The sequence below is a fragment of the Vogesella sp. AC12 genome, assembly GCF_024437575.1.
GTDB classification, from domain to species: domain Bacteria; phylum Pseudomonadota; class Gammaproteobacteria; order Burkholderiales; family Chromobacteriaceae; genus Vogesella; species Vogesella indigofera.
Map to the genome: position 1 here is coordinate 1,977 of NZ_JANFNU010000016.1, position 24,243 is coordinate 26,219.

Sequence of the window (24,243 nt, forward strand, 5' to 3'; positions counted from 1 at the left end):
CCGTAATTTTTTTATGTGGTAAGAAATTTGCCGGCGTCCCGCCCAAAACCCGGTGGTGCAGCGCGCGGCCAAGGTGGGCCCCACCCCGTTTTACCCGAGCGCCCTGCCTGCCCGCAGGACGTGAGTAGCACCCGTATCGCCGCCTCTTTACCGAAAAAGGACCACGCCCCATGCAAGCCGACAAACTGCTGACCCCGCTGCACCTCGGTGCCGTTACCCTCGCCAACCGCGTGCTGATGGCACCGCTGACCCGCCTGCGCAATACCGAGCCGGGCGACGTGCCAACCGCACTGGCGATCGACTACTACCGCCAGCGTGCCGGTGCCGGCCTGATCATCAACGAAGGCACCCACATCTCGCCGACCGCCAAGGGCTACGCCGGTGCACCGGGCATCTACAGCGAGGAGCAGGTGCGCGCCTGGCGCGAGGTCAACGACGCGGTGCACGCCGCCGGCGGCAAGATCGCCATCCAGCTGTGGCACACCGGCCGCATCTCGCACAGCAGCCTGCAGCCGAACGGCGACGCGCCGCTGGCACCGTCGGCGATCCGCGCCGACAGCAACACCAATATCCGCGATGAAAACGGCCAGCTGGTACGCAGCCCGACCTCCACCCCACGCGCGCTGGAAACCGCCGAAATCGCCGACCTGATCGAGGACTACCGCCGCGCCACCGATAACGCGCGCCGCGCCGGCTTTGACCTGGTCGAGATCCACGGCGCCCACGGCTACCTGCTGGACCAGTTCCTGTCGCCGGCGGCCAACGTTCGCACCGACCAGTACGGCGGCAGCGTCGAGAACCGCGCCCGCATCGTGCTGGAAGTGCTGGACGCGGTGATCGCCGAGTGGGATGCCGCCCACGTCGGCATCCGCCTGTCGCCGCTGGGGGTGTTCAACGGCCTGTCGGAGACCGACCAACAGGAGATGGCGCTGTACCTGATCGGCGAAATCGCCAAGCGCAACATCGCCTTCCTGCACCTGTCGGAGCCGGACTGGGCCGGCGGCCCCGCGTGGCCGGATGACTTCCGCGCCAGGATCCGCGCCATCTATCCGCACCCGATTATCGCCGCCGGCGGCTATACCGTAGACAAGGCCGAGCGCCTGATCGGCGCCGGGCTGATCGACGCGGTGGCCTTCGGTCGTCCGTTCATCGCCAACCCGGATCTGCCGGCGCGCTTTGCCCGTGGCGCGGAGCTGAACCCGCCGCAGCCGGAAACCTTCTACGGCGGCGGCGCCGAAGGCTACACCGACTACCCGGCGCTGTAATGCGCTGACGCTGCCATCCGCGGCAGCGCACCGCAACCCAGGGTTGGCCGCAACGCTTGCGGCCAACCTTGCCTGCTATAAACGGAGACGCCCATGAAACACGTACTGTTTGTGCTCACCAGCCACGACCGGCTCGGCAACAGCGGCCACAAGACCGGCTTCTGGATCGAGGAGTTCGCCGCGCCCTACTACGCATTGGCCGATCAGGGCGTCGCCATCACCCTCGCCTCGCCGCGCGGCGGGCAGCCGCCGATCGACCCGAAAAGCGCCGACCCGGCGTTCGGCACCCCGGCCACCGAGCGCTTCAATGCCGACGCCACGCTGCAGGCACGACTGGCAGAAACGCTGCCGCTGGACAGCATCGACGCCGGCCTCTACGACGCGGTGTTCTACCCCGGCGGCCACGGCCCGCTGTGGGACCTGGTCGACAACGCCGACTCGCAGCGCCTGATCGCCGCCACCCTCGCCGCCGGCAAACCGGTGGCCGCGGTGTGCCACGCGCCGGCGGTGCTGGTCAATGTCACCGGCGCCGACGGCAAGGCGCTGGTCGCCGGCAAGCGCGTCACCGGCTTCAGCAACAGCGAGGAAGAGGCGGTGCAGCTCACCAGCATCGTGCCGCTGCTGCTGGAAGACGCGTTGCAGGCGCGCGGCGCCCAGTACCAGAAAGGCCCCGACTGGGCACCGTTTATCGTCGAGGACGGCCTGCTGATCACCGGCCAGAATCCGGCCTCGTCCGAAGCGGTCGCCCACGCGCTGCTGGCCAGGCTGAACGCCTGAGCGCCTGCTCACGGCCTGCTGCGACTTGATCTCGGGGGGATACCGCGTTGAAAGCGGCTTCGGCTGCTGGTTTGTATCCAGCTCAACGCCGCGCCCCTCAGTTTTCGCCTTGTCTCGCGTGAGCGTGCGGGATCGTGGACACGCGCTGAACCCTGCGCCAGGGTTGGCCGCAACGCTTGCGGCCAACCTTGCGCCATTGCGCGAACGCGCGATGGCGGCATAATGGCGCGATCTGCCTCGCGATCCTCACCATGTCCCCGTCTACGCCCGCCTCCCGCATCGTGTTCATCATCCACGGCCGCCACTGCCCCGACGGCCTGCCGCAGCAGCTGCTGCAACCGTTCCGCGACCGGTTCAGCGTCGACGTGCTGCTGACCACCTCCGCCAGCAGCGCCACCCGCCTCGCGCGCGAGGCGGCGCTGTCCGGCGCGCGCTGGGTGATCGCCGTCGGTGGCGACGGCACCGTGCACGAGGTGGTCAACGGCCTGATGAGCGTGCCGGCGGCGCAGCGGCAGCAGCTGGTGCTGGGGGTACTGCCCAGCGGCACCGGCAACGACTTCGTGCGCACGCTGGGCAGCGGCCGCCACAGCGACGACTTGCTGGCGCTGATCGCCGCCGGCCACGCCTACCCGCTGGACCTGATCCGCGTCACCACCCGCGACAGCGACGGCCAGCCGCAGGTGCGCTGGTGCAACAACATCGCCTCGCTCGGCATCAGCAGCGACATCGTGCGGCGGGTGAAACGGCTGCCGGCGTGGCTGCCGGCCAGCGCCGCCTTCTGCAGCGCGGTGCTGGCGGCGCTGCTGCGCTTCCGGCCGCGGCCGATGCGGCTGACGCTGGACGGCGAAACCATCAGCGGCCGTTTCCTGTGCCTGTCGGTGGCCAACGGCCGCTACTTCGGCAGCGGGCTGGGCATTGCGCCGCAGGCCAGCGTCAACGACGGCCTGTTCGAGCTGGTGCTGATCCGCGACGGCAATGGCCTGGACTTCCTGCGCCTGCTGCCGCAACTGCGTGCAGCGCAGCCACTGCGTGATGCGCGGGTGCGCTACCTGCGCGGCCGCCAGCTGCAGGTGGACGGCGCGGCGGCGGACTGCCCGCTGGAGCTGGACGGCGAGCTGTGCGGCAGCGCGCCGGTCAGCTTCGAACTGGTGCCCGCCGCACTGCAGTGCCTGATGCTGCCGCCCGGCTGAGAACCTGCTCAGTGTCTGCGGCATCGGATCTCGATGGGGCGATGCGGCGTTAAGCACGTCTTCGGCCACCTGTTTATATCCAGCTAAACGCCGCAGCCCCCGCCGGTTTTGCCTTGTCTCGCGTGAGCGCGACAGACCTTGAACAGATGCCGAGGCCCTGCGGCCAACCTTTGCACTGCAACATCCGCGCAACGGGTACCCTGCGCGCACAATGCCGTTTTCCCGACCGGGAAACGGCATTTTTGCCTTGCATCGCAATAACTTGTAGCCGCACGACTACACCACACTCCGCACTGCAACATCCGGGCTTTGTGTCAACTTTTTGACGGTGCGAATTGACAGCCGCTTTGGCGGCACTACAATTCGAACGAAAGCAAAAACAACAAAATAAACACAAAAACAAACAACAAAGAAACAACTCACAACACGGCCCGCGGCCGAGGAGACTTCTCAAATGCAAGATCAATTCATTCTGGCGCTGGATCAGGGCACGACCAGCTCCCGGGCAATTGTATTCAACCGCAGTGGCGACATCGTCGCCTCGGCACAGAAGGAATTCCGCCAGATCTACCCGCAGCCGGGCTGGGTCGAGCACGATGCGATGGAAATCTGGGCCGGCCAGGTCGGCGTGGCCGCCGAGGCACTGGCGCGCGCCGGCATCCCCGGCAGCAAGATCGCCGCGGTCGGCATCACCAACCAGCGTGAAACCACGGTGGTGTGGGACCGCGACACCGGCCAGCCGGTGTACAACGCCATCGTGTGGCAGGACCGCCGCACCGCGCCGTTCTGCGACGAGATCCGCGAGCGTGGCCTGGCCGACACCATCCGCAACAAGACCGGGCTGCTGGTCGACTCCTACTTCTCCGCCACCAAGGTGCGCTGGATCCTGGAAAACGTGCCCGGCGCCCGCGAGCGCGCCAATGCCGGCAAGCTGGCCTTCGGCACCATCGACAGCTGGCTGATCTGGCAGCTGACCCACGGCGCGGTGCACGTCACCGACGTGTCCAACGCCTCGCGCACCATGCTGTACGACATCCACCGCCTGCAGTGGGACGACGAGCTGCTCGACATCATGGGCATCCCGGCCAGCATGCTGCCGCAGGTGAAAAGCTCCAGCGAAGTCTACGGTCACACCCATGCCGCGCACCTGGGCGTGGCGATCCCGATCGCCGGCGTCGCCGGCGACCAGCAGGCGGCGCTGTTCGGCCAGCAGTGCACCACGCCGGGCATGGTGAAGAACACCTACGGCACCGGCTGCTTCATGATGATGAATACCGGCGACACCCCGATCGCGTCGCACAACCAGCTGCTGACCACCATCGCCTGGCAGGTCGGCGACAAGGTGCAGTACGCGCTGGAAGGCAGCATCTTCATCGGCGGCTCGGTGGTGAAATGGCTGCGCGACGGCCTTGGCATCATCAAGCACTCGCACGATGTCGGCCCGCTGGCGGCCGAGGTGAAGGATAGCGACGGCGTGTACCTGGTGCCGGCCTTCGCCGGGCTGGGTGCGCCGCACTGGAACTCCGACGCGCGCGGCACCATCGTCGGCATGACGCAAGGCACCGGCGCCGCCCACATCGCCCGTGCCGCGCTGGACAGCATCGCGTTCCAGACCATGGATGTGCTGGGCGCGATGCAGGCCGATTCCGGCATCACCATCGCCGAGCTGCGCGTGGACGGCGGCGCCTGCGTCAACAATGTGCTGATGCAGTTCCAGAGCGACATCCTCGGCACCCAGGTCGCGCGACCGAAGATCACCGAGACCACCGCGCTGGGGGCGGCGTATCTCGCCGGCCTCGCCGTCGGCTACTGGCAGGGCACCGACGACATCCAGGGGCAGTGGCAGCTGGACACCCGCTTCTCGCCGCAGCTGGATGCCGCCACCGTCGATCGCTACGTCGCCGGCTGGCAGCGCGCCACCCGCGCCGCGATCAGCTGGGCCAACGACGCGGCCTGAGAGCGTGTTCACGATCTAGCGAGCTCACGCGAGACAAGGCGAAAACGGCTGAGGAAGCGGCGTTTACAAATAGTAAATGAGCATTCCTGAACCGGACTTAACGCCGTATCGCCCCGTTGAGATCAAGTTGCAGCAGATCGTGCACAGGCTCTAAGCCAGACGCCGCGCCAGTAGCCAGACGCTGCCGGCGCGGCACCCTCCCCATCCTGTTTTCCCGCGGCGGCAGCGTGCTGCCCCGCGTTCGCTACGGAGTTTCAACATGAATCCACTATTCGGCGAATTCATCGGCACCGCGCTGCTGGTGCTGCTCGGCAACGGCGTGGTTGCCAACGTGATCCTGAAAGGAACCAAGGGCCATAACAGCGGCCTGATCGTGATCGCCTTCGGCTGGGCGATGGCGGTGTTTGTCGGCGTGTTCAGTGTCGCCGCCATCAGCGGCGCCCACCTCAACCCGGCGGTCACCGTGGCGCTGGCGGTGGCCGGCAAATTTGCCTGGGCCAACGCCCCCGGTTATATCGCGGCGCAGATGCTGGGCGGCATGGCCGGCGCGCTGTTGATGTGGCTGATCTACCGCGACCACTTCGACCATACCGACTGCGCCGACACCAAGCTGGCAGTGTTCTGCACCGGCCCGGCGATCCGCAGCACCGGCGGCAACCTGCTGTCGGAAGTGCTGGCCACCTTCGTGCTGGTGTTCGCCATCCTCAGCATGGTGTCGCCCAAGGTGTCGCTGGGCGCGATGGACGCGCTGCCGGTGGCCTTGCTGGTACTGGGTATCGGCGTATCGCTGGGCGGCACCACCGGCTACGCGATGAGCCCGGCGCGCGATCTGGCGCCACGCATCATGCACGCCATCCTGCCGATCAAGGGCAAGCGCGACAGCGACTGGCGCTACAGCTGGGTGCCGGTGATCGGCTCGCTGCTGGGCGCAACGTTGGCCGCAGTGGCCCACAGCGTGGCCTGATCCCGGCGCTGGCGGCCCGCGCCACAGATTGCACTCTCCCTCGACGCCTTCGGGCGTCTTTTTTTGCGCCGTACAAAAACACAAAACAAACATTTTTGATCGTTTAATGTTGCTTTTGTGTTCGTTTTTATCTATCTTCTATTATCAAGAGACAACAAGCGCCACGCCGTCAGGGCGGTGCGCCGTGCAAAGGAAAGCTCGTGGAAAGTTATGATCTGCTCGTGATCGGTGGTGGCATCAACGGTGCCGGCATCGCCCGTGACGCCGCCGGTCGCGGCCTGAAAGTGCTGCTCTGTGAAAAGGACGATCTGGCGGCGCACACCTCGTCGGCCAGCACCAAGCTGATCCACGGCGGGCTGCGCTATCTGGAATATTACGAATTCTCGCTGGTGCGCAAGGCGCTGCAGGAGCGCGAAGGGCTGCTCGACGCCGCGCCGCACATCATGTGGCCGCTGCGCTTCGTGATGCCGCACGACGCCGAACAGCGCCCGGCGTGGCTGATCCGCTGCGGCCTGTTCCTGTACGACCACCTGGCCCGTCGTCGCCGCCTGCCCGGCAGCGAGCGCATCCGCTTCGAGCGCCACCCGGCCGGTAGCCCGCTGAAAAGCCGCTACCACCAGGGTTTCGTCTACTCCGACGGCTGGGTCAACGACGCGCGGCTGGTGGTGCTCAACGCGATGGACGCCGCCGAACGCGGCGCCAGCATCCGCACCCGCACCGCCTGTGTCGCCGCGCAGCGCGACGGCGACGGCTGGCTGTGCACCCTGCACGGCGAACACGGCCAGCAGCAGGTGCGCGCCCGCGCGCTGGTCAACGCCGGCGGGCCATGGGTGCAGCAGCTGCTCGGCGGCGTTATCCACGCGCCGGCACGCAAGGCGATCCGGCTGGTGAAGGGCAGCCACATCATCGTGAAAAAGCTGTTCGACCACGACTTTGCCTACATCTTCCAGAACCCGGACAAGCGCATCATCTTCGCCATTCCCTACGAGCAGGACTTCACCCTGATCGGCACCACCGACGTCGAATACCACGACGATGCCGCCAAGGTCGCCATCGACGGCGACGAGATCGCCTACCTGTGCGCGATGAGCAACCGCTACTTCGAACGCCAGATCGGTCCGGCCGACGTGGTGGCCACCTACTCCGGGGTCCGCCCGCTGCTGGACGACGAGCACGACAACGCCAGCGGCGTCACCCGCGACTACGCGCTGGAGCTGGACAGCGACGGCGCGCCGCTGCTGTCGGTATTCGGCGGCAAGATCACCACCTACCGCAAGCTGGCGGAACAGGCGGTGGACCAGCTGGCGCCACTGCTGGGCAACACGCGCCCAAGCTGGACCGCCGGCCAGCACCTGCCCGGCGGCGACCTGCCTGGCGGCGACTTCGACACCTTCGTGCGCAGCCTGCAGCAGGCCAAGCCGTGGCTACCGCCCGCGCTGGCCACGCGGCTGGCGCGCGCCTACGGCAGCCGCGTGCATGCACTACTGGGCACTGCGGCCAACCTTGCGGCGCTGGGCGCGGAAATCCAGCCCGGGCTGTACGAGGCCGAGCTGCGCTATCTGGTGGACAAGGAATGGGCGACCTGCGCCGACGACGTGCTGTGGCGGCGCAGCAAGCTGCGCCTACACCTGCCAGCCGGCGCCGAGGACGCGGTAGAACGCTGGCTGGCGGCGTATCGCAGCAGCCAGCCGGCAGCCAGTGCGCGCGAGACGCAAGCACACCAAGGGTAAGAGCTTGGCCGCAGCGTGCTGGAGCGTGTTCACGATCCCGCGCACTCACGCGAGACAAGGCGAAAACGGCTGAGGACGCGGCGTTTAGCTGGCGATAAACAGGCAGCCGAGGCCGTTTTCAACGCCGTATCGCCCCATTGAGATCAAGGCACAGCCGATCGTGAACCGGCGCTTAGCCGGCGCGCTGTGGCTGCAGTGCCATGCGTACGGCCAGCGCGGCCAGCACGCTCCCCATCACATAGCGCTGCGCCGCCAGCCAACGCGGCCTGGCGGCAAAGCCCGCGGCCAGGCGGGCGGCAAACAGCACGATCAGCAGGTTGACCGCAAAACTGATGGCAATCTGGGTCAGCCCCAGCAGCAGGCTTTGCCGGAACACGCTGCCCGCCCCCGGCACAATGAATTGCGGCAGGATGGACAGGTAAAACACCGCGATCTTGGGGTTCAGCACATTGGTGAGGAAGCCCATCATGAACAGGCGCCGTGGCGAATCGGCCCTCAGGCTGCGCGTGGCAAACGGCGAGCGCGCACCGGGGCGCAGCGCCTGCCATGCCAGCCACATCAGGTAGGCGGCACCACCCCACTTCAGCAGCGCATAGGCCAGCGGCACGGCCAGAAACAGTGCCGTCAGCCCCAACGCGGCCGCCAGCATGTGCAGCAGGAAACCGGCCACCACGCCCAGCAGCGAGATCATGCCGGCACGGCGTCCCTGGCACAGGCTGCGCGACAGCAGGTAAAGCATATTGGGGCCGGGGGTCAGCACCATCAGCAGCGCCGCTCCGGCAAACAGCCACCACTGGGGTGAAGTCGCCATCTTGTTTCCTTTCAGGTAAACACATCCGTCGTCCAGCGGGCCGCGTGCCCGCCGTCCCTCACAATACCTTTGGCATAATGCGTTTGGCAAACAGCGTCGCGACCAGTCGCGTCACCTGGCGCCGCGTCAGCCAGCGCGGCAGCTGGGCCGTCAGGTAATTCATCCGGCCCGGCACATGGTAGTGCCGCCCCGCATCCAGCGCCCGCAGTGCCGAGGCCACCACCGATTCCGGAGAGGCCGCCGCCATGCCCGACACATCGGCGTTGGCCACCTCGGTAAAGCGGGTACGGGTATTGCCCGGACACAGCGCCAGAAAGCGCACGCCGCTGCCCTCGTACTCGGCGGCCAGCGCCTCGGTCAGGTGCAACACATAGGCCTTGGACGCGCCATACACCGCGATATACGGCAAGGGCTGGAACGCCGCCGTCGAGGCCACGTTGATCACCGCCCCCAGCCGGCGCGCCTGCATCGCCGGCAGCAACAGTCGCGTCAGTTCGGTCAGCGCCACAATATTCAGCATCAGCATGCGCTGGTAGGTGTCGGCGCTTTCGTCGAGAAAATGGCGCCATTTGCCGAAGCCGGCATTGTTGACCAGCAGATCCACCGTCCAGCCCGCGGCCGTGATCTCGGCGTACAGCGCCGCCGCGGCACCGGCTTGCGCCAGATCGGCGGCGATGACCAGCACCCTGATGCCATGCCGGACCCGCAGTTGCGCGGCCAGCTGTTGCAGCGCGTCGCCGGAACGGGCGGTAAGAATGAGGTGGCAGCCGCGCTGCGCCAGCGCCTCGGCAAAGCAGCGGCCGATACCGGAAGAGGCGCCGCTGACCAGCGCGGTCATGCGTTCAAAAGGCAGGGATGTCATCGCAAATGCTCCTGATGGGATAAGAAAGCATCAGCGTAAAGCTTGCCCTACAGGGCAAGGTCAAGTGCAGGTGACGGGGGCGGCACCGTAGTTCTGCGCCAGCTCGGCCTCCAGCTGCGCCAGCTGCTGCTGCAAGGCCTGCAGCCGTTGCAATTCCTGCTGGAAATGCCGCTGTTTCTGCCGGATCAGCTGCTGCGCCACCGCCAGCGGGAAGCTGCCGGAGGCGGCCTTCAGTACCGCCAGCTCTTTCAGCTCCGCCAGGCTGAAGCCCACCGTCTGCGCGCGGCGGATCATGCTGACCAGATGCACGTCCATCGGCTGATAGACACGGTAGTTGCCGCGGCGCTGCGGCACCGGCAGCAAGCCCTGCGCCTCGTAGAGGCGGATCGCCTTGCGCGTGGCGCCGGTCAGTGCCGCCAGCTCGCCGATCAGCATCAGCCCGCCACCACCAGCCGGGTATCACCGGCGGCCAGCACCTCGGCCATTTCCGCACTCACCGGCTGGTCGGTAAACAGCGCGTCCACCTGTGCCAGATGCCCCAGCTCCACCAGCGCCGGACGATCGAACTTGGAATGGTCGGCCGCCAGCCACACCTGGCGCGACTGCTGCATGATCGCCTGCGTGGTCAGCACCTCGCGGTAGTCGTAGTCGCGCAGCACGCCGCCGTGCTCGATACAGGACACGCCGATGATGCCGTAGTCGACCTTGAACTGGCGGATGAACTGCACCGTCGCCTCGCCGGTCAGGCCGCGGTCGCGCTTGCGCAGCGCGCCGCCGGCGACCAGCACCTCGCAGTCGGGGTAGTCGCACATCAGGTTGGCGATGTGGAAGTTGTTGGTGATCACGCGCAGGCCGCGATGCTGGGAGAGCGCCTTGGCCACCTCCTCGGTGGTGGTGCCGAGGTTGATGAACAGCGAGGCGTTGTCGGGGATTTCCGCCGCCAGCGCGCGCGCGATGCGGCGCTTCTCGTCGATCATCAGCACCTGGCGCGCGTCGTAGGCGACGTTCTCGACGCTGGACAGCACGCTGGCGCCTCCGTGATAGCGCTGAAGCAGCTTGTGTTCCGCCAGCAGCGTGATGTCGCGGCGGATGGTCTGGTGGGTAACGGCGAAATGGGCGGCCATTTTCTCGACCGCGACATAACCCTCGCGGTTAACCCAGGCCAGCAGGTCTTTCTGACGTTGATTGAGGATCAGCATGCAAGCGGCACTTCCCTTATCCGAATGGCGTCCATTGTAACCGAGTCGCCGCCGCCGCTGCCCGCCGGCATGCAGACGGCAAAACGGCCAGCCGCATCGCTGCGACTGGCCGCTGCCTGAGCACGACGGCGCTTAGAGCCGCTAACAAAACCTCGCAGAGCACCTGAGCCAAGGCGCGCCGACGCAGACAGTACACGTCGTACGGCAAGGAGGCGCAACGCAGGATCAGGGGTTTTGTTAGTGGCGCTTAGCGGGTGCCGCGCTGGATGAATTCGATCTTGTAGCCGTCCGGGTCCTCGACGAAGGCGATCACGGTGGTGCCGTGCTTCATCGGCCCCGCCTCGCGCACTACCTTGCCACCCTTGGCGCGCACCGCGTCACAGGCGGCGTAGGCGTCGGCCACTTCTACCGCCAGGTGGCCGAAGGCGTTGCCCAGCTCGTAGCTGTCGGTATCCCAGTTGTGGGTCAGCTCGATCACGCTGTTGCTGTCCTCGTCGCCGTAGCCGACAAAGGCCAGGGTGAAACGGCCATCGGGGTAGTCGTGACGGCGCAGCAGGCTCATGCCCAGCACCTCGGTGTAGAAGGCGATGGCACGGTCAAGGTTGCCGACGCGGATCATGGTATGCAGCAGGCGCATGGTGTACTCCGGAAAAGGTTGGCCGCAACAGGCAGCGAGGCAGATCAGATGGGGGCGGCGCTAGCGAAAGCAAAGCCCGCGCCGGCCAGAACAGTGTGTTTGTACGCCGTACTTAGCCGTAGCGGAACAGGCTGTCGCCGTGCTGCTTCAGCCACTGCCGCGCACCCTGCCAGCCGGGATAGAGGCGGCCGACCTCAGCCCAGAACGCCGGCGAATGGTTCATGTGCAAGAGGTGCGCCAGCTCGTGGGCGATCACGTAGTCGAGCACCGACTCCGGCGCCTGCACCAGCCGCCAGTTGAGGCGCACCACCCCCTTGCCGGTGCAGCTGCCCCAGCGCGTGCGCGCCGAGGACAGCCCCCAGCCGGACAGTGGCCGCGCCGCACGCGGCTGCCACTGTGCCAGCCGCGCGGCAAAGCGCTGCCGCGCCTCGCGTTGCAGGTAGCCGACCACGCTGGCGGCCAGCCGTGCCGGCTGCTCCAGCATCGGCCCGGCCAGGTGCAGGGTATCGCCGAGCAGCTGCGCCTGGTGGCGGCTGGCCGCGACGCAGTGCAGGCGGTAGCTCTCGCCGCCCAGCAGCACCTGGCCCTGCGTCAGCGCGCGCTCGCCCTGCTCGGCGTGGTGGCGCGCCAGATGGCTGGCGATCCAGCCGCTTTTCTTGGCCAGCACCTCGTGCAGGTAGGCCAGCGGCACCGCCGGCGGCGCGATCAGCTCCACCGCGCCGTCCTTGATGCGGATGCCGACACTCTGCCGCGCGCGGCGGATCAGGCGTACCGTCACCGCGCCTTGCGGCAGCTGCAGGCTAAGCAGTGCGTGCTTTGCGTTCATCGGGGTGGGCAAACGGGCCGACGCCGCCGATCTCGCGCTGGCGCGCCTCGATCCAGGCTTCCGCCTGCCGCGTCATCGCTTCCGGGCCGACATCGTCGCGCGGATAAATCGCCGGGCCGATCACCAGCGTGATCTCGCCCGGATGCTTCAGAAAGGCGTTACGCGGCCAGAATTCGCCGGCGTTGTGCGCCACCGGCACCAGCGGCATGTCCAGCTGCTTCGCCATCCGCGCCGCGCCCAGCTTGTACTTGCCGGCCTCACCGGGGCGGGTGCGGGTGCCTTCCGGAAACACGCTGATCCAGAAGCCGTGCTGTTTGCGGTTGGTGCCCTGCTCCAGCATCAGGCGGTTGGCATTGGCGCGATCGGAACGGTTGATGGTGATCGGGTTGGTCAACGCCAGTCCCCAGCCGAAGAACGGAATCCACAGCAGCTCCTTCTTGGCGACGAACACCTGCGACGGAAAGATCTCCTGCAGCGCCAGCGTTTCCCAGCCGGACTGGTGCTTGGCGCAGATGATCGCCGGCTCCTTGACGATGTTCTCGGCACCGATCACACGATAGCGCAGGCCAATCACGTGCCACAGCAGCCAGGTCAACAGCCGTGCCCAGCTCTCGCCGATCACGTGACGGGTGCGGCGCGGCAACGGCGCGCCGATGAACAGGCCGAGGAAGAACAGCGGCGTGACGATGGCCACCAGCAGCCAGTAGATCAGGTTACGAATCAGCAACATGGGCAGTTCAGTTTTCCAGGTTAATCAGGTAGTCGGCGGCGGCAAACAGGTTGTCGAACACCTGCGTGCTGGCCGGCAGGCCGCCTTTTTCCAGCGTACGCAAGCCCTTGCCGGTCTTCACCAACAGTGGCCGGCCACCGACCGCGGCAATCGCCTGCAGGTCGCGCAGGCTGTCGCCGACCATGGGCAGGCCTTCGCCGCGTACGTTGAAGCGCGCCATGATGTCTTCGACCATGCCCGGCTGCGGCTTGCGGCAGGAACACTGGTCGTCGGCGGTGTGCGGACAGAACACCACCGCGTCGATGCGGCCGCCAGCCTGGCCCACCAGCCGGTGCATCTTCTCGTGCATCGCATTGAGCGCGTGCATGTCGAACAGGCCGCGGCCGATGCCGGACTGGTTGGTGGCGACCACCACGTGCCAGCCGGCCTGGGTCAGGTTGGCGATGGCGTCGCAGCTCTTCGGCAGCGCCACCCATTCCATGGTGTTTTTGACGAAATCGTCGCGATCTTCATTGATCACGCCGTCTCGATCGAGGATGACGAGTTTCAAGCAACACTCCTAGTTCTGGCCACGGTCGCGACCGCAAGCCCCACAAAACCGGCAGCATCACTGCCGGCCATCGTGCCCGCCACCCCGGCAACACAAACCGGAGCATCGTGCGATGCCCCGGTTTGTGTTGCCGGTCAGGCGGGTGCTGGCGCCGGCGGCGCCGCGCCTTACTCGGCCAACAACGAGATGTCGGCCACGCGGTTGAACAGTGCGGCCAACCTTGCCAACAGCGCGATGCGGTTGGCGCGTACCGCCAGATCGTCGGCCATCACCATCACGCCGTCGAAGAAGGCATCCACCGGCGCACGCAGCGAAGCCAGCTGGGTCAGCGCGCCGGCGAAGTCGTGGGCGGCGAACTTGGCGTCCACCGCCGGGGCCAGCGCTTCCACCGCCGCGAACAGCGCGCGCTCGGCGTCCTCGGCAAACAACGCCGGGTTCACCGCGGCGATGTCGCCCTCGGTCTTCTTCAGGATGTTCTTCACCCGCTTGTTGGCCGCGGCCAACGTGGCCGCTTCCGGCAGCGCCTTGAACTGCGCGACGGCGGCCAGGATGGCACCGACTTCGTTCAGCTGCGTCGGTGCCAGCGCCAGCACGGCGTCGATCTCGTCACCCTTGTAGTCGTTGGCGAGGTAGTTCTTCAGGCGTTCCAGGCAGAACGCGTACACCTCGTTCACCACGGTGGTGGACAAGAGGCCGGCCGGGAAGGCGGCGGCGGCATCGCTGATCAGTGCCTTCAGGTCCAGCGGCTGTTCCAGCACCATGCGCAACACGCCCAGCGCGGCACGGCGCAGCGCGAACGGGTCCTTGTCGCCGGTCGGGATCAGGCCGATGCCCCAGATGCCGACGATGGTTTCCAGCTTGTCGGCCAGTGCCACCGCGGTGGCGATGGCGCCCTGCGGCAGCGTGTCACCGGCAAAGCGCGGGTGGTAGTGGCCTTCGATGGCGTCGGCCACCACGTCGTCTTCACCGTCCAGACGCGCGTAGTAGCGACCCATGATGCCCTGCAGCTCGGGGAATTCACCGACCATGTCGGACACCAGGTCGGCCTTGGCCAGATACGCGGCGCGACCGGCCAGCGAGCTGTCAGCGCCGAGCTTGCCGGCGATGGCGGCGGCGATGCTGGACAGACGACTGACGCGTTCCAGCTGGTTGCCGATCTTGTTGTGGTAGACCACGTGTTCCAGGCGCGGCAGGCGGCTGTCGAGGCGGTGCTTCTGGTCCTGCTCGTAGAAGAACTTGGCGTCGGACAGACGCGCGCGCAGCACGCGCTCGTTACCGCCGATGATGAAGCGCGGGTCGTCGGTTTCCAGGTTGGACACCAGCAGGAAGCGGTTCATCAGCTTGCCCTGCGCATCCAGCAGCGGGAAGTACTTCTGGTTCTGCTGCATGGTCAGGATCAGGCATTCCTGCGGCACGTTCAGGAACTCGGCCTCGAAGCCGGCTTCCAGCACCACCGGCCACTCCACCAGCCCGGTCACTTCGTCGAACAGCGCGTCCGGTGCGGCGATGGTGGCGTTCAGCTTGGCGGCGGCGTGCGACAGGCGCTGGCGCACCAGCTCGCGGCGGGCGAGGAAGCTGGCGATCACCTTGCCCTCTTCCGCCAGCGTGCGCGGGTAGGCGTCGGCGCTCGGGATGGTCACCTCGCCGGCGGACAGGAAGCGGTGGCCACGGGTGACGTTGCCGCTTTGCAGCCCCAGCACCTCGCCGGCGACGATTTGCTCGCCGTGCAGCATCACCAGGCCGTGTACCGGGCGCACGAACTGCACGTCGAGGTCGCCCCAGCGCATCAGCTTCGGCGCCGGCAGCTTTTTCAGCGCACTGGCGACGATGCCGGACAGTACCGCCGACAGGCTTTCGCCGGCCTTGGTCGATTCATAGGCGTACACGTCCTGCTTGCCGTCGTGCACGGTGGAAAGCTGGCTCACTTCCACGCCGCAGGAGCGGGCGAAGCCGGCCAGCGCCGGGGTCGGCTGGCCGTCCTTCATGCCGCTGGCCACCGCCGGGCCGCGGCGCACGCTGTGCTGCTCGGGCTGGATGGCGGCGACGGCCGGGATTTGCACCGCCAGACGGCGCGGGCTGGCGAACACGTGCGACTGCACGTTGCCGGCCACGAACTGCAGTTTCTTCAGTTCATCGGTAATGGTATCGGCAAAGCTGGCGGCCAGCTTTTCCAGTGCTTTCGGCGGCAGCTCTTCGGTGAGCAGCTCGATCAACAGGGTAGCAGTCATGGTCATTCAATCTTCAAGCTAGGAGCATTGGGGGCGAGTCGGCACACCAGGCGCAGCATGGTATCGGCCGTCGAATCGGCGACCACCGGCACGAAGGTCCAGTTGAAACGCTGCAACGGGAACATCTGCGTGTACACGTGCTGGCCGCTGGCGGTCCAGTACGAGGCGCTGATGAACGCATACTGGCGCGCGTTGCAGTCGGCACGACCTTCGAGGCGGCGGATGTGATAGCGGATGCCCAGCTCTTTCTGGGTCTTGCGCTCGCTGAACCGCTCCTGGTTGACGAAACGGACAAGGCCGTCCTTGACGTTGGCGATGGTGGCCAGCTCCAGCGACAGCTCCAGGCCGGTACCGCTCTGGTACACCTGGAACTGCCCTTCCGGTTGCGGCTCCGCCTGCTGACTGCGCACATACCAGCTGAGCGCGGCCAGCGTGGCCAACAGCACAAAGAACAGCGCTGCCCACGTCTTCATGGCATCAGTCTTTCTTGCACATCGGGAAGCCCAGCGCCTCGCGCGCGGCGTAGTAGGCTTGCGCCACGCCACGGGCCAGGTTGCGGATGCGACCGATGTAGGCGGCGCGTTCGGTCACAGAGATGGCGCCGCGCGCGTCCAGCAAGTTGAAGGTGTGGCCGGCCTTGAGAATCATCTCGTAGCCGGGCAGCGGCAGGCCGGCGTCCAGCAGGCGCTTGGCCTCGGCTTCGTAGTCGCCGAACTGCTTGAACAGCAGCTCGACATTGCTGTGCTCGAAGGCAAAGCGCGACTGCTCGACTTCGTTCTGGAAGAACACGTCGCCGTAGCTCACCGGCGTGCCGTCCGGCAGGTAGGTCCACACCAGCTCGTACACGTTCTCGATGTCCTGCAGGTACATCGCCAGCCGTTCCAAGCCGTAGGTGATCTCGCCCAGCACCGGCTTGCAATCGAGGCCGCCGACCTGCTGGAAGTAGGTGAACTGCGTCACTTCCATGCCGTTGAGCCACACTTCCCAGCCCAGACCCCAGGCGCCGAGGGTCGGGTTTTCCCAGTCGTCCTCGACAAAGCGGATGTCGTGCACGGTCGGATCGATGCCCAGCTCGCGCAGCGAGCCGAGGTACAGGTCCTGGATATTCGGTGGCGACGGCTTCAGTACCACCTGGAACTGGTGGTGCTGGAACAGGCGGTTGGGGTTCTCGCCGTAGCGGCCGTCTTTCGGACGGCGGCTGGGCTGCACGTAGGCGGCGTGCCACGGTTCCGGGCCGAGGGCACGCAGGAAGGTGGCGGTATGCGAGGTGCCTGCGCCCACTTCGGTATCGTACGGCTGGAGCAAGGCGCAGCCCTGACGGTTCCAGTAGTGCTGCAGGGTGAGGATGATTTCCTGAAAAGTGAGCATGTCGCGGCGTTTCAAAGATGAAAAACAAGGCACGATTCTAACCGCATCGTGCCTTGCTCTGCCATCCATTGCGGCCAACCTTGTGGCAAAGGTTGGCCGCAAACATCATATTGCGCTTACTGCCAGTCCAGAATCACCTTGCCGCTCTGTCCGGACAGCATGGCGGCGAAGCCGGCTTCGAAATCGTCGACCTTGAAGTGGTGGGTGATGATGGGCGAAATATCCAGCCCGGACTGGATCAGCGCCACCATCTTGTACCAGGTCTCGAACATCTCGCGACCGTAGATGCCCTTGATCTCCAACCCCTTGAAGATCACCTGGTTCCAGTCGATGGACGTGTTGGCCGGCGGGATGCCCAAGAGCGCCACCTTGCCACCGTGGTTCATCGTTTCCAGCATCTGGCGGAAGGCGTGCGGGTTGCCGGACATTTCCAGGCCGACGTCGAAGCCTTCGCTCATGTGCAGTTCCTGCATCACCGTTTTCAGGTCTTCCTGAGCCACGTTCACCGCGCGGGTGGCGCCCATCTTGCGCGCCAGATCGAGGCGGAAGTCGTTGACGTCGGTGATCACCACATGGCGCGCGCCGACGTGCTTGGCAATCGCCACCGCCATGATGCCGATCGGGCCGGCACCGGTAATCAGCACGTCCTCGCCGACCAGGTTGAACGACAGCGCGGTGTGCACCGCATTGCCGAACGGATCGAAGATGGAGGCCAGATCGTCGGAGATGTCGTCCGGGATCGGGAAGGCGTTGAAGGCCGGGATCACCAGGTACTCGGCAAACGCGCCTTCGCGGTTGACGCCGACACCGGTGGTATTGCGGCACAGGTGGCGACGGCCGGCGCGACAGTTGCGGCAGTGGCCGCAGGTGATGTGGCCTTCGCCGGAGACGCGATCGCCGATCTTGAAGCCCTGCACCTCGGAGCCCATGCCGGCGACGACGCCGACATACTCGTGGCCGACGTGCATCGGCACCGGAATGGTCTTCTGCGCCCAATCGTCCCAGTTCCAGATGTGGATGTCGGTGCCACAGATCGCGGTCTTGGTGATCTTGATCAGCAGGTCGTTGTGGCCGACTTCAGGATGCGGAACGTCGGTCATCGACAGGCCGGGGGCGGCCTGCAGTTTGGCAAGAGCTTTCATGTTTTATCCTGTAGTGCGCCGCGACAGGCGGCGGCGCGGTGAAACGGAACGCGCGGGCCAAGCGGCAGGCAACGCCGCCGTGGCCACCGCAAGAATCAGATCACGCCCAGCTCGCGGCCAACCTTGATGAAGGCGGCCACGGTGTGCTGCACCTGCGCCAGGCTGTGGCCGGCCGACATCTGGGTACGGATGCGCGCCTTGCCTTTCGGCACCACCGGGTAGGAGAAACCGGTGACGAACACGCCTTCCGCCAGCAGTGCCGCCGCCATCTCGCCAGCCAGCTTGGCATCGCCCAGCATCACCGGAATGATCGGATGCTGGCCCGGCACCAGGCTGAAACCGGCCTCGCTCATCGCCTGACGGAAGTAGTCGGCGTTGCGCTTCAGGTTGGCGCGCAGCTCAGCGCCCTCTTCGGTAGCCAGGATCTGCAGCACCTTCAGGCTGGCGGCGGCTATGGCCGGCGCCAGGGTGTTGGAGAACAGGTACGGTCGTGAACGCTGGCGCAGCAGGTCGATGATCGGCTTGCGGCCGGAGACATAACCGCCGGACGCGCCACCCAGCGCCTTGCCCAGCGTGCCGGTGTAGATGTCGACGCGGTCGCTGACGCCGCACAGCTCCGGGGTACCGGCGCCGTGCTCGCCCATGAAGCCGACGGCGTGCGAATCATCCACCATCACGATGGCGCCGTAGCGTTCGGCGACATCGCACAGGGTCTTCAGGTCGGCGATGATGCCGTCCATCGAGAACACGCCGTCGGTGACGATCAGCTTGAAGCGGGCACCGGCCTCTTCGGCGGCCTTGAGCTGGGTTTCCAGATCGGCCATATCGTTGTTTTTGTAGCGGAAACGCTTGGCCTTGCACAGGCGCACGCCGTCGATGATGGAGGCGTGGTTCAGCTCGTCGGAGATCACCGCATCGTCTTCGGTGAGCAGGGTCTCGAACACGCCGCCGTTGGCATCGAAACAGCTGGAATAGAGGATGGTGTCGTCGGTGCCGAGGAAGCCGGAGATCGCCGCTTCCAGATCCTTGTGCACCTGCTGCGTGCCGCAGATGAAACGCACCGAGGCGCAGCCGTAGCCGTAGTCGTCCAGCCCCTGTTTCGCCGCCGCGATCAGGCGCGCGTCGTCGGCGAGGCCCAGGTAGTTGTTGGCACAGAAGTTCAGCACCTCGCGGCCGCCGGACAAGGTGATGCCGGCTCGTTGCGGCGTGGCGATCACGCGTTCCGGTTTCTCGAAACCGTCGGCACGGATTTGCGCCAGCGTGGCTTGCAGATGAGCGAGATAGGTGTGGTTCATGCGGGAGGGTCCCTGTTGTTCAGCGTGGAAGCCGGCGCCGTTGACCTGGCCGGCAAGCATCGTTCTGTCACCATTCTAGACCCGCAACGACGACTTTATCAGGGACAGTTGCACACGATTTTCACCGGGTGAGTGTTACCCCCCGCCGGCCGACGACAGCCCGGCTGTGCGACAATCCGCGTCCCACTCCAGCACTGAACCCGACCGTGAACCACCCCAGCCCTCCCGTGCCGCATTGCCGCGCTTGCGTCCACTACTACATCACCCACGACGCCCGCTTCCCCTACGGCTGCCGCGCCATGGACTTCAAGAGCAAGCGCCTGCCGCTGCAGGACGTGCGCGAAGCGACAGGTCGCGACTGCCTGACTTTTCGTTCAAAGCTCAATGGCAAATGACCACCTTGAGCGGACTTGCCGCCAACGCACGCCCAAACAATAAGGACAAATGAGTATTTGTTTTGCAACACAGAAGAATGACTCCTATACATGATTGCATAAAATCAAACATATTTAGCACACCCTTGTTATCATTGTTTCCACATTGCATTTAAATTTTAACGCCGTGACAACGGCTTTTTTTGCACACTGGAGACTGAGAATGAAACTAAAAAAAATCGCCTTGGTTTGTGCCATTGCCTTACCGCTGCATGCACAGGCAGCAAACGTGCTCATTTATGACTATCAGGCAGCCGGTGATGAGGCGACGGGTCTTGCCTCGGTGCAGACAACCCTGGGCAACACCTCGACCACCATCGATATCAGCGGCAACTACGCCACTTACACGCCAACCGGCCTGGCTTCTTATAGCCAGGTGTGGGACCTGGGTGCCAACAAGGGCATTACAGCCGACCAGCAAACCGCTTATACCTCCTACCTGAATGGCGGCGGAACGCTCTTCCTGATGGGTGAAAATGCCGGCTATGGAGCGACCAGAAACGCGGCGATCAGCTCCTTCATCACCAGCCTCGGCGGCGGGACGATCGGCAACGTGACGCAGTCCAGCAACTCGCAAACCACGGTCAACCAGACTTTCCAGGTCAATAATTCAACGGCGACGCTGGGACTACCATATAGCGGAGTATTCCCCTCTGCCGGTACCGGCACCTGCATCACGGCAGACTGCAGTGCGGTTGCCTGGGCGGTTGGCACCCTGGCCAATGCCCCGACCGGCACCATTATTTCCGTACTTGACGTGAACTTCCTGCAAACTGAGTTCTTGGATAACGAAAGCTACCCAGGTATCAGCGATTTCGTGAAAAACCTTATTGCCTATCTGGCACAGCAAGGGGAAATCGCCAATGGCGGCGGAGTGCGCGTGCTCGTTGCCAGCACCAATGCAAACAACAATCCAGCCCTTGGCGCTGCGGCAGTCATTGATGCCAACGCCAACCTGCTTGCCTTGTTCACCAATGCCAACCTTTCGGGCGACCAGCAGATCTCTGCGGCCGCCAGCCAGACGCTGCCACTACTGACCGGTGGCTCCATGGCGGCGGCCGGTAATGCATTGTCCGGCATCAACAAGGTGATCCAGGCGCGCATCGAATCCAACCGAGGCCTGTCTGCCGGTGACGGTTTCTTCGGCGACAAATACGTGTGGGTGAAGCCGTTCGGTTCGTGGGCAGATCAGGATGACCAGCAAGGCGTGTCCGGCTTCAAGTCGACCACCACCGGCGTGGCATTTGGTGTCGACAGCGCCGTGAACGATAAGCTGCGCCTTGGCACGGCCATGGCCTACGCCAAAGCCGACGTGGACAGCAACTCGAACGTGGCCAAGCAGAGTGCCGATGTGGACGTGTTCCAGCTGGTCGGCTACGGCAGCTACAGCCTGGGCAACAACAGCGAAGTCAACTTCCAGGTAGACGTGGGCCAGAACAGCAACAAGGGCCGTCGCAGCATCGCCTTTACCAACAGCACCGCGACTTCCGAGTACACCAGCTACACTGCCCACGCCGGTGCCGGCCTTGGCCGCACCTACCAGTTGAGCGCCGCCACCAGCATCACCCCGTCCATCCGCGCCGACTACACCTGGATCAAGGACAAGGCCTACCAGGAAAGTGGTGCCGGCCTGCTGAACCTGAACGTGGGTAGCCGTGACAGTGAAGAGCTGGTGCTGGGCCTGGACGGCAAGATCAGCCACCAGCTGAGTGACAACACCAGCCTGTCGGCCAACCTGGGTGTCGGCTACGACACCATGGCCAAGCGCTCCAGCATCACCGCCACCTTTGCCGGTGCCCCCGGTGCCGCCTTTACCACCTACGGCATCGACCCGGAGCCATGGTCGGCGCGAGCCGGCGTCGGCCTGACGCACACCACCGCCAATGGTACCGAGATCACCTTGCGTTATGATGCCGAACACCGGGAAGCCTTCCTGAACCAGACCGCATCGCTCAAGGCACGCTGGGCGTTCTAAATAACCCATGCTCACCCGGCCACAACCCGTCACCGGGTTGTGGCCTTTTTCATGATGACGACAACCGACAACAGCAGACCCCCTGCCCTCCGCTACCGCTTGTTGCCGCTGCTATGGTTGGCCGCATGCAGCACGCTGCCGACGCCGGCCGAGCGCGCCACCACGGCACAGGCGCTGACCCTGCCCGGCAACTGGCAGGCGAGCACCCTGAGCAGCAGCACCTTCATGCTGCGCAGCTATGGCCCGGCACACATCCGGGCCGGCAAGCCGCTGAGCGTCTACATCGAAGGCGACGGCTTTGCCTGGCTCAACCGCGAGCAACCGTCCGGCGATCCGACCCCCATCGACCCGCTGGCGCTGCGCCTCGCCCTTGCCCAGCCCGATGGCAATGCGGTGTACCTGGCCCGCCCCTGCCAGTATCTAACGGCGCAAGACCGGCGCTGCGCGCAACGCTACTGGACGGACGCCCGCTTTTCCGCCGACGTGATCCAGGCCACCGACGAAGCGATCAGCCAGCTGAAAAGCCGTTATGGCGCCAGGCAGATAAGCCTGATCGGTTACTCCGGCGGTGCGGCGGTGGCGGCGCTGGTCGGCGCCCGACGGCAGGATGTCGACCGCCTGATCAGCGTCGCCGGCAATCTGGACAGCCAGGCCTGGACCGAGCATCACCGCATCAGCCCGCTGCGCCATTCACTCAACCCGGCGGATGCGGCCCAACGGCTGGCGCAGATACCGCAATGGCATCTGCTTGGCCAGCAGGATCGCGTCATTCCCGCGCTCATCGCGCAGTCCTTCGCCCGTCGTGCGCCGGCACAACAGCAGCTTATCGTCTCGTTTCCGGGCTTCGATCATCACTGCTGCTGGGCGGCGCAGTGGCCACAAATCTGGCGGCAACTGGAAAGCGGCACGCTGGCGCCCTGACGCTGCGCCCATGAAAAATGCGGCCAACGTTGGCCGCATTGTTGCTGAGCGTGCTGCGTGTATCAGCGACGCAGCAGCCGCGCCGCGTCCAGCGCGAAGTAGGTGAGGATGCCGTCGGCGCCGGCGCGCTTGAAGGCGAGCAGGCTTTCCATCATGCACTTCTCTTCGTCCAGCCAGCCGTTCTGCGCGGCGGCTTTCAGCATCGCGTATTCGCCGGACACCTGGTAGGCGTAGGTCGGCACCTTGAAGGTGTCCTTGATGCGGCGGATCACGTCCAGATACGGCATGCCCGGCTTGATCATCACCATGTCGGCGCCCTCTTCCAGATCCATCGCCACTTCCTGGATCGCCTCGTCGAGGTTGGCCGGGTCCATCTGGTAGGTGTACTTGTCGGCCTTGCCAAGGTTGGCCGCAGAGCCAACCGCGTCGCGGAACGGGCCGTAGAAGGCGGACGCGTACTTGGCGCTGTAGGCCAGGATCTTGGTGTGGATGTAGCCGTCTTCTTCCAGCGCGCTGCGGATGGCGCCGATGCGGCCGTCCATCATATCGGACGGGCCGAGCACGTCGGCGCCGGCCTCGGCGTGGCACAGCGCCTGCTGTACCAGCACTTCGGTGGTTTCGTCGTTCAGCACGTAGCCGCTATCGTCGAGCAGGCCGTCCTGACCGTGGATGGTATACGGGTCGAGCGCGAGGTCGGTCATGATGCCAAGCTCGGGGAAGCGCGCCTTCAGCTCGCGCACCACGGTCGGTACCAGCCCGTCCGGGTTGTAGGCTTCCTTGCCGGAATTGTCCTTGCCGGTTTCCACCACCGGAAAGATCGACAGCATCGGAATGCCCAGCTGCAGCGCGTCTTCGGCGGTAAACAGCAGCTTGTCCAGGCTCTGGCGCACCACGCCCGGCATCGACGTCACCGCCTGCTCGCGTCCCTGCCCTTCCAGCACGAATACCGGATAGATCAGGTCGTTGGTGGTCAGCACGTTCTCGCGCATCAGGCGGCGGGAGAAATCGTCACGGCGCATGCGACGCAGTCGGGTCGCGGGGAAGTAGCGGTTGGCAAACATGAGGGTCTTTCGCGGCAAACGGTTCAGAAGGAAGGCGCTAAAGATAGCAAGACTGGGACAGCCGGCACAGCAGAAGTTCAGCGCCATTTGCGGCAGCGCAAGGTTGGCCGCAACGCCGCGCGACGTCAGCGCGATGCCGCGTCCTCATCCTGCTCGGCCTGTTCACGGCGGGCGTAGGTGCCCGGTGCCACGCCCGGCGGCAGCTCGATCGGCGGCTGTTTTTGCGACAGCCGCGCCAGGGTGCCGAGCACGGTGCCCAGCGGGGCGCCGATGATCACGATCCAGAACCAGGTGCTGTGCAGTAAATCCATGTCGGTGGTC

General features: G+C 65.5%; 24 protein-coding genes. 9 read left to right on the plus strand and 15 right to left on the minus strand.

Going from position 1 to position 24,243, the window contains the following annotated elements; translation table 11 throughout:
- Window positions 1-170: 170 nt before the first annotated feature.
- From nemA to glpD, 6 genes are all read left to right on the plus strand, one after another.
- Window positions 171-1,265, plus strand: a complete 1,095-nt coding sequence (nemA, locus tag NOM55_RS16605) for an N-ethylmaleimide reductase (RefSeq protein ID WP_255909746.1) — start codon at window positions 171-173, stop codon at window positions 1,263-1,265.
- 93 nt (window positions 1,266-1,358) lie between these two features.
- On the plus strand, window positions 1,359-2,042 hold the full coding sequence (locus tag NOM55_RS16610; RefSeq protein ID WP_255909747.1) for a type 1 glutamine amidotransferase domain-containing protein: 684 nt from the start codon (window positions 1,359-1,361) through the stop codon (window positions 2,040-2,042).
- A gap of 251 nt (window positions 2,043-2,293) precedes the next feature.
- A complete protein-coding gene (locus NOM55_RS16615) occupies window positions 2,294-3,232 on the plus strand; it encodes a diacylglycerol kinase family protein (protein ID WP_255909749.1) in 939 nt (312 codons plus the stop codon).
- A gap of 454 nt (window positions 3,233-3,686) precedes the next feature.
- Window positions 3,687-5,189 (plus strand): glycerol kinase GlpK, encoded by a 1,503-nt coding sequence (gene glpK / locus NOM55_RS16620; RefSeq protein WP_047965747.1) that lies wholly within the window; start codon window positions 3,687-3,689, stop codon window positions 5,187-5,189.
- A 259-nt stretch (window positions 5,190-5,448) separates the two neighbouring features.
- On the plus strand, window positions 5,449-6,153 hold the full coding sequence (locus NOM55_RS16625) for an MIP/aquaporin family protein (RefSeq protein WP_255909750.1): 705 nt from the start codon (window positions 5,449-5,451) through the stop codon (window positions 6,151-6,153).
- 200 nt (window positions 6,154-6,353) lie between these two features.
- Window positions 6,354-7,883 carry a glycerol-3-phosphate dehydrogenase gene (gene glpD / locus NOM55_RS16630; protein WP_255909751.1) on the plus strand — a complete coding sequence of 510 codons (1,530 nt, stop codon included), beginning with the start codon at window positions 6,354-6,356 and terminating at the stop codon, window positions 7,881-7,883.
- Window positions 7,884-8,055: 172 nt separating this feature from the next.
- Here the strand turns inward: glpD and NOM55_RS16635 are convergent, their stop codons facing one another.
- The 13 genes from NOM55_RS16635 to NOM55_RS16695 all read right to left on the minus strand — a co-directional run bounded on the left by NOM55_RS16635 (window position 8,056) and on the right by NOM55_RS16695 (window position 19,531).
- Entirely contained in the window at window positions 8,056-8,694 is a 639-nt protein-coding gene (locus tag NOM55_RS16635; RefSeq protein WP_120810900.1) for a LysE family translocator, read from the minus strand.
- Between the two features lie 58 nt (window positions 8,695-8,752).
- Window positions 8,753-9,556, minus strand: coding sequence for an SDR family oxidoreductase (locus NOM55_RS16640; protein ID WP_255909752.1), 804 nt, complete (start codon window positions 9,554-9,556; stop codon window positions 8,753-8,755).
- 60 nt (window positions 9,557-9,616) lie between these two features.
- Complete coding sequence (locus NOM55_RS16645) at window positions 9,617-9,991, minus strand: MerR family transcriptional regulator (RefSeq protein ID WP_255909753.1); 375 nt, start codon at window positions 9,989-9,991, stop codon at window positions 9,617-9,619.
- A complete protein-coding gene (locus NOM55_RS16650; RefSeq protein ID WP_370687886.1) occupies window positions 9,991-10,752 on the minus strand; it encodes a DeoR/GlpR family DNA-binding transcription regulator in 762 nt (253 codons plus the stop codon). Before NOM55_RS16650 ends, NOM55_RS16645 begins: the two co-directional genes overlap by 1 nt.
- 250 nt (window positions 10,753-11,002) lie before the next feature.
- On the minus strand, window positions 11,003-11,392 hold the full coding sequence (gloA, locus tag NOM55_RS16655) for a lactoylglutathione lyase (RefSeq protein WP_255909755.1): 390 nt from the start codon (window positions 11,390-11,392) through the stop codon (window positions 11,003-11,005).
- 112 nt (window positions 11,393-11,504) lie between these two features.
- Window positions 11,505-12,218, minus strand: coding sequence for a M48 family metallopeptidase (locus NOM55_RS16660; RefSeq protein WP_255909756.1), 714 nt, complete (start codon window positions 12,216-12,218; stop codon window positions 11,505-11,507).
- Entirely contained in the window at window positions 12,193-12,948 is a 756-nt protein-coding gene (locus NOM55_RS16665) for a 1-acyl-sn-glycerol-3-phosphate acyltransferase (protein WP_255909758.1), read from the minus strand. Before NOM55_RS16665 ends, NOM55_RS16660 begins: the two co-directional genes overlap by 26 nt.
- Before the next feature lie 7 nt (window positions 12,949-12,955).
- A complete protein-coding gene (gene gmhB / locus NOM55_RS16670) occupies window positions 12,956-13,498 on the minus strand; it encodes a D-glycero-beta-D-manno-heptose 1,7-bisphosphate 7-phosphatase (protein ID WP_255909760.1) in 543 nt (180 codons plus the stop codon).
- Window positions 13,499-13,665: 167 nt separating this feature from the next.
- A complete protein-coding gene (gene glyS, locus NOM55_RS16675; protein ID WP_370687887.1) occupies window positions 13,666-15,726 on the minus strand; it encodes a glycine--tRNA ligase subunit beta in 2,061 nt (686 codons plus the stop codon).
- Window positions 15,727-15,728: 2 nt separating this feature from the next.
- Window positions 15,729-16,199: a surface-adhesin E family protein gene (locus NOM55_RS16680; RefSeq protein WP_047965758.1), complete on the minus strand. Its 471-nt coding sequence runs from the start codon at window positions 16,197-16,199 to the stop codon at window positions 15,729-15,731.
- 4 nt (window positions 16,200-16,203) lie between these two features.
- The gene (glyQ, locus tag NOM55_RS16685; RefSeq protein ID WP_047965816.1) at window positions 16,204-17,094 is read right to left on the minus strand and encodes a glycine--tRNA ligase subunit alpha; all 891 of its coding nucleotides are present in this window, start codon (window positions 17,092-17,094) and stop codon (window positions 16,204-16,206) included.
- 116 nt (window positions 17,095-17,210) lie between these two features.
- Window positions 17,211-18,236 (minus strand): L-threonine 3-dehydrogenase, encoded by a 1,026-nt coding sequence (gene tdh, locus NOM55_RS16690; RefSeq protein ID WP_255909764.1) that lies wholly within the window; start codon window positions 18,234-18,236, stop codon window positions 17,211-17,213.
- 95 nt (window positions 18,237-18,331) lie between these two features.
- Entirely contained in the window at window positions 18,332-19,531 is a 1,200-nt protein-coding gene (locus NOM55_RS16695) for a glycine C-acetyltransferase (RefSeq protein WP_047965760.1), read from the minus strand.
- 128 nt (window positions 19,532-19,659) lie between these two features.
- On the opposite strand from NOM55_RS16695, the gene NOM55_RS16700 reads away from it, so the two are divergent.
- The 3 genes from NOM55_RS16700 to NOM55_RS16710 all read left to right on the plus strand — a co-directional run bounded on the left by NOM55_RS16700 (window position 19,660) and on the right by NOM55_RS16710 (window position 22,861).
- Window positions 19,660-19,926 carry a hypothetical protein gene (locus tag NOM55_RS16700; RefSeq protein WP_255909766.1) on the plus strand — a complete coding sequence of 89 codons (267 nt, stop codon included), beginning with the start codon at window positions 19,660-19,662 and terminating at the stop codon, window positions 19,924-19,926.
- Window positions 19,927-20,092: 166 nt separating this feature from the next.
- Entirely contained in the window at window positions 20,093-21,940 is a 1,848-nt protein-coding gene (locus tag NOM55_RS16705) for an autotransporter outer membrane beta-barrel domain-containing protein (RefSeq protein ID WP_255909767.1), read from the plus strand.
- Window positions 21,941-21,991: 51 nt separating this feature from the next.
- The gene (locus NOM55_RS16710; RefSeq protein ID WP_255909769.1) at window positions 21,992-22,861 is read left to right on the plus strand and encodes a hypothetical protein; all 870 of its coding nucleotides are present in this window, start codon (window positions 21,992-21,994) and stop codon (window positions 22,859-22,861) included.
- A 62-nt stretch (window positions 22,862-22,923) separates the two neighbouring features.
- Here NOM55_RS16710 and hemB read toward each other — a convergent pair whose 3' ends face one another.
- Together hemB and NOM55_RS16720 are read right to left on the minus strand one after the other, a co-directional pair.
- Window positions 22,924-23,922 carry a porphobilinogen synthase gene (gene hemB, locus NOM55_RS16715; RefSeq protein ID WP_255909770.1) on the minus strand — a complete coding sequence of 333 codons (999 nt, stop codon included), beginning with the start codon at window positions 23,920-23,922 and terminating at the stop codon, window positions 22,924-22,926.
- A 125-nt stretch (window positions 23,923-24,047) separates the two neighbouring features.
- Complete coding sequence (locus NOM55_RS16720; protein ID WP_120810911.1) at window positions 24,048-24,233, minus strand: hypothetical protein; 186 nt, start codon at window positions 24,231-24,233, stop codon at window positions 24,048-24,050.
- Window positions 24,234-24,243 lie beyond the last annotated feature (10 nt).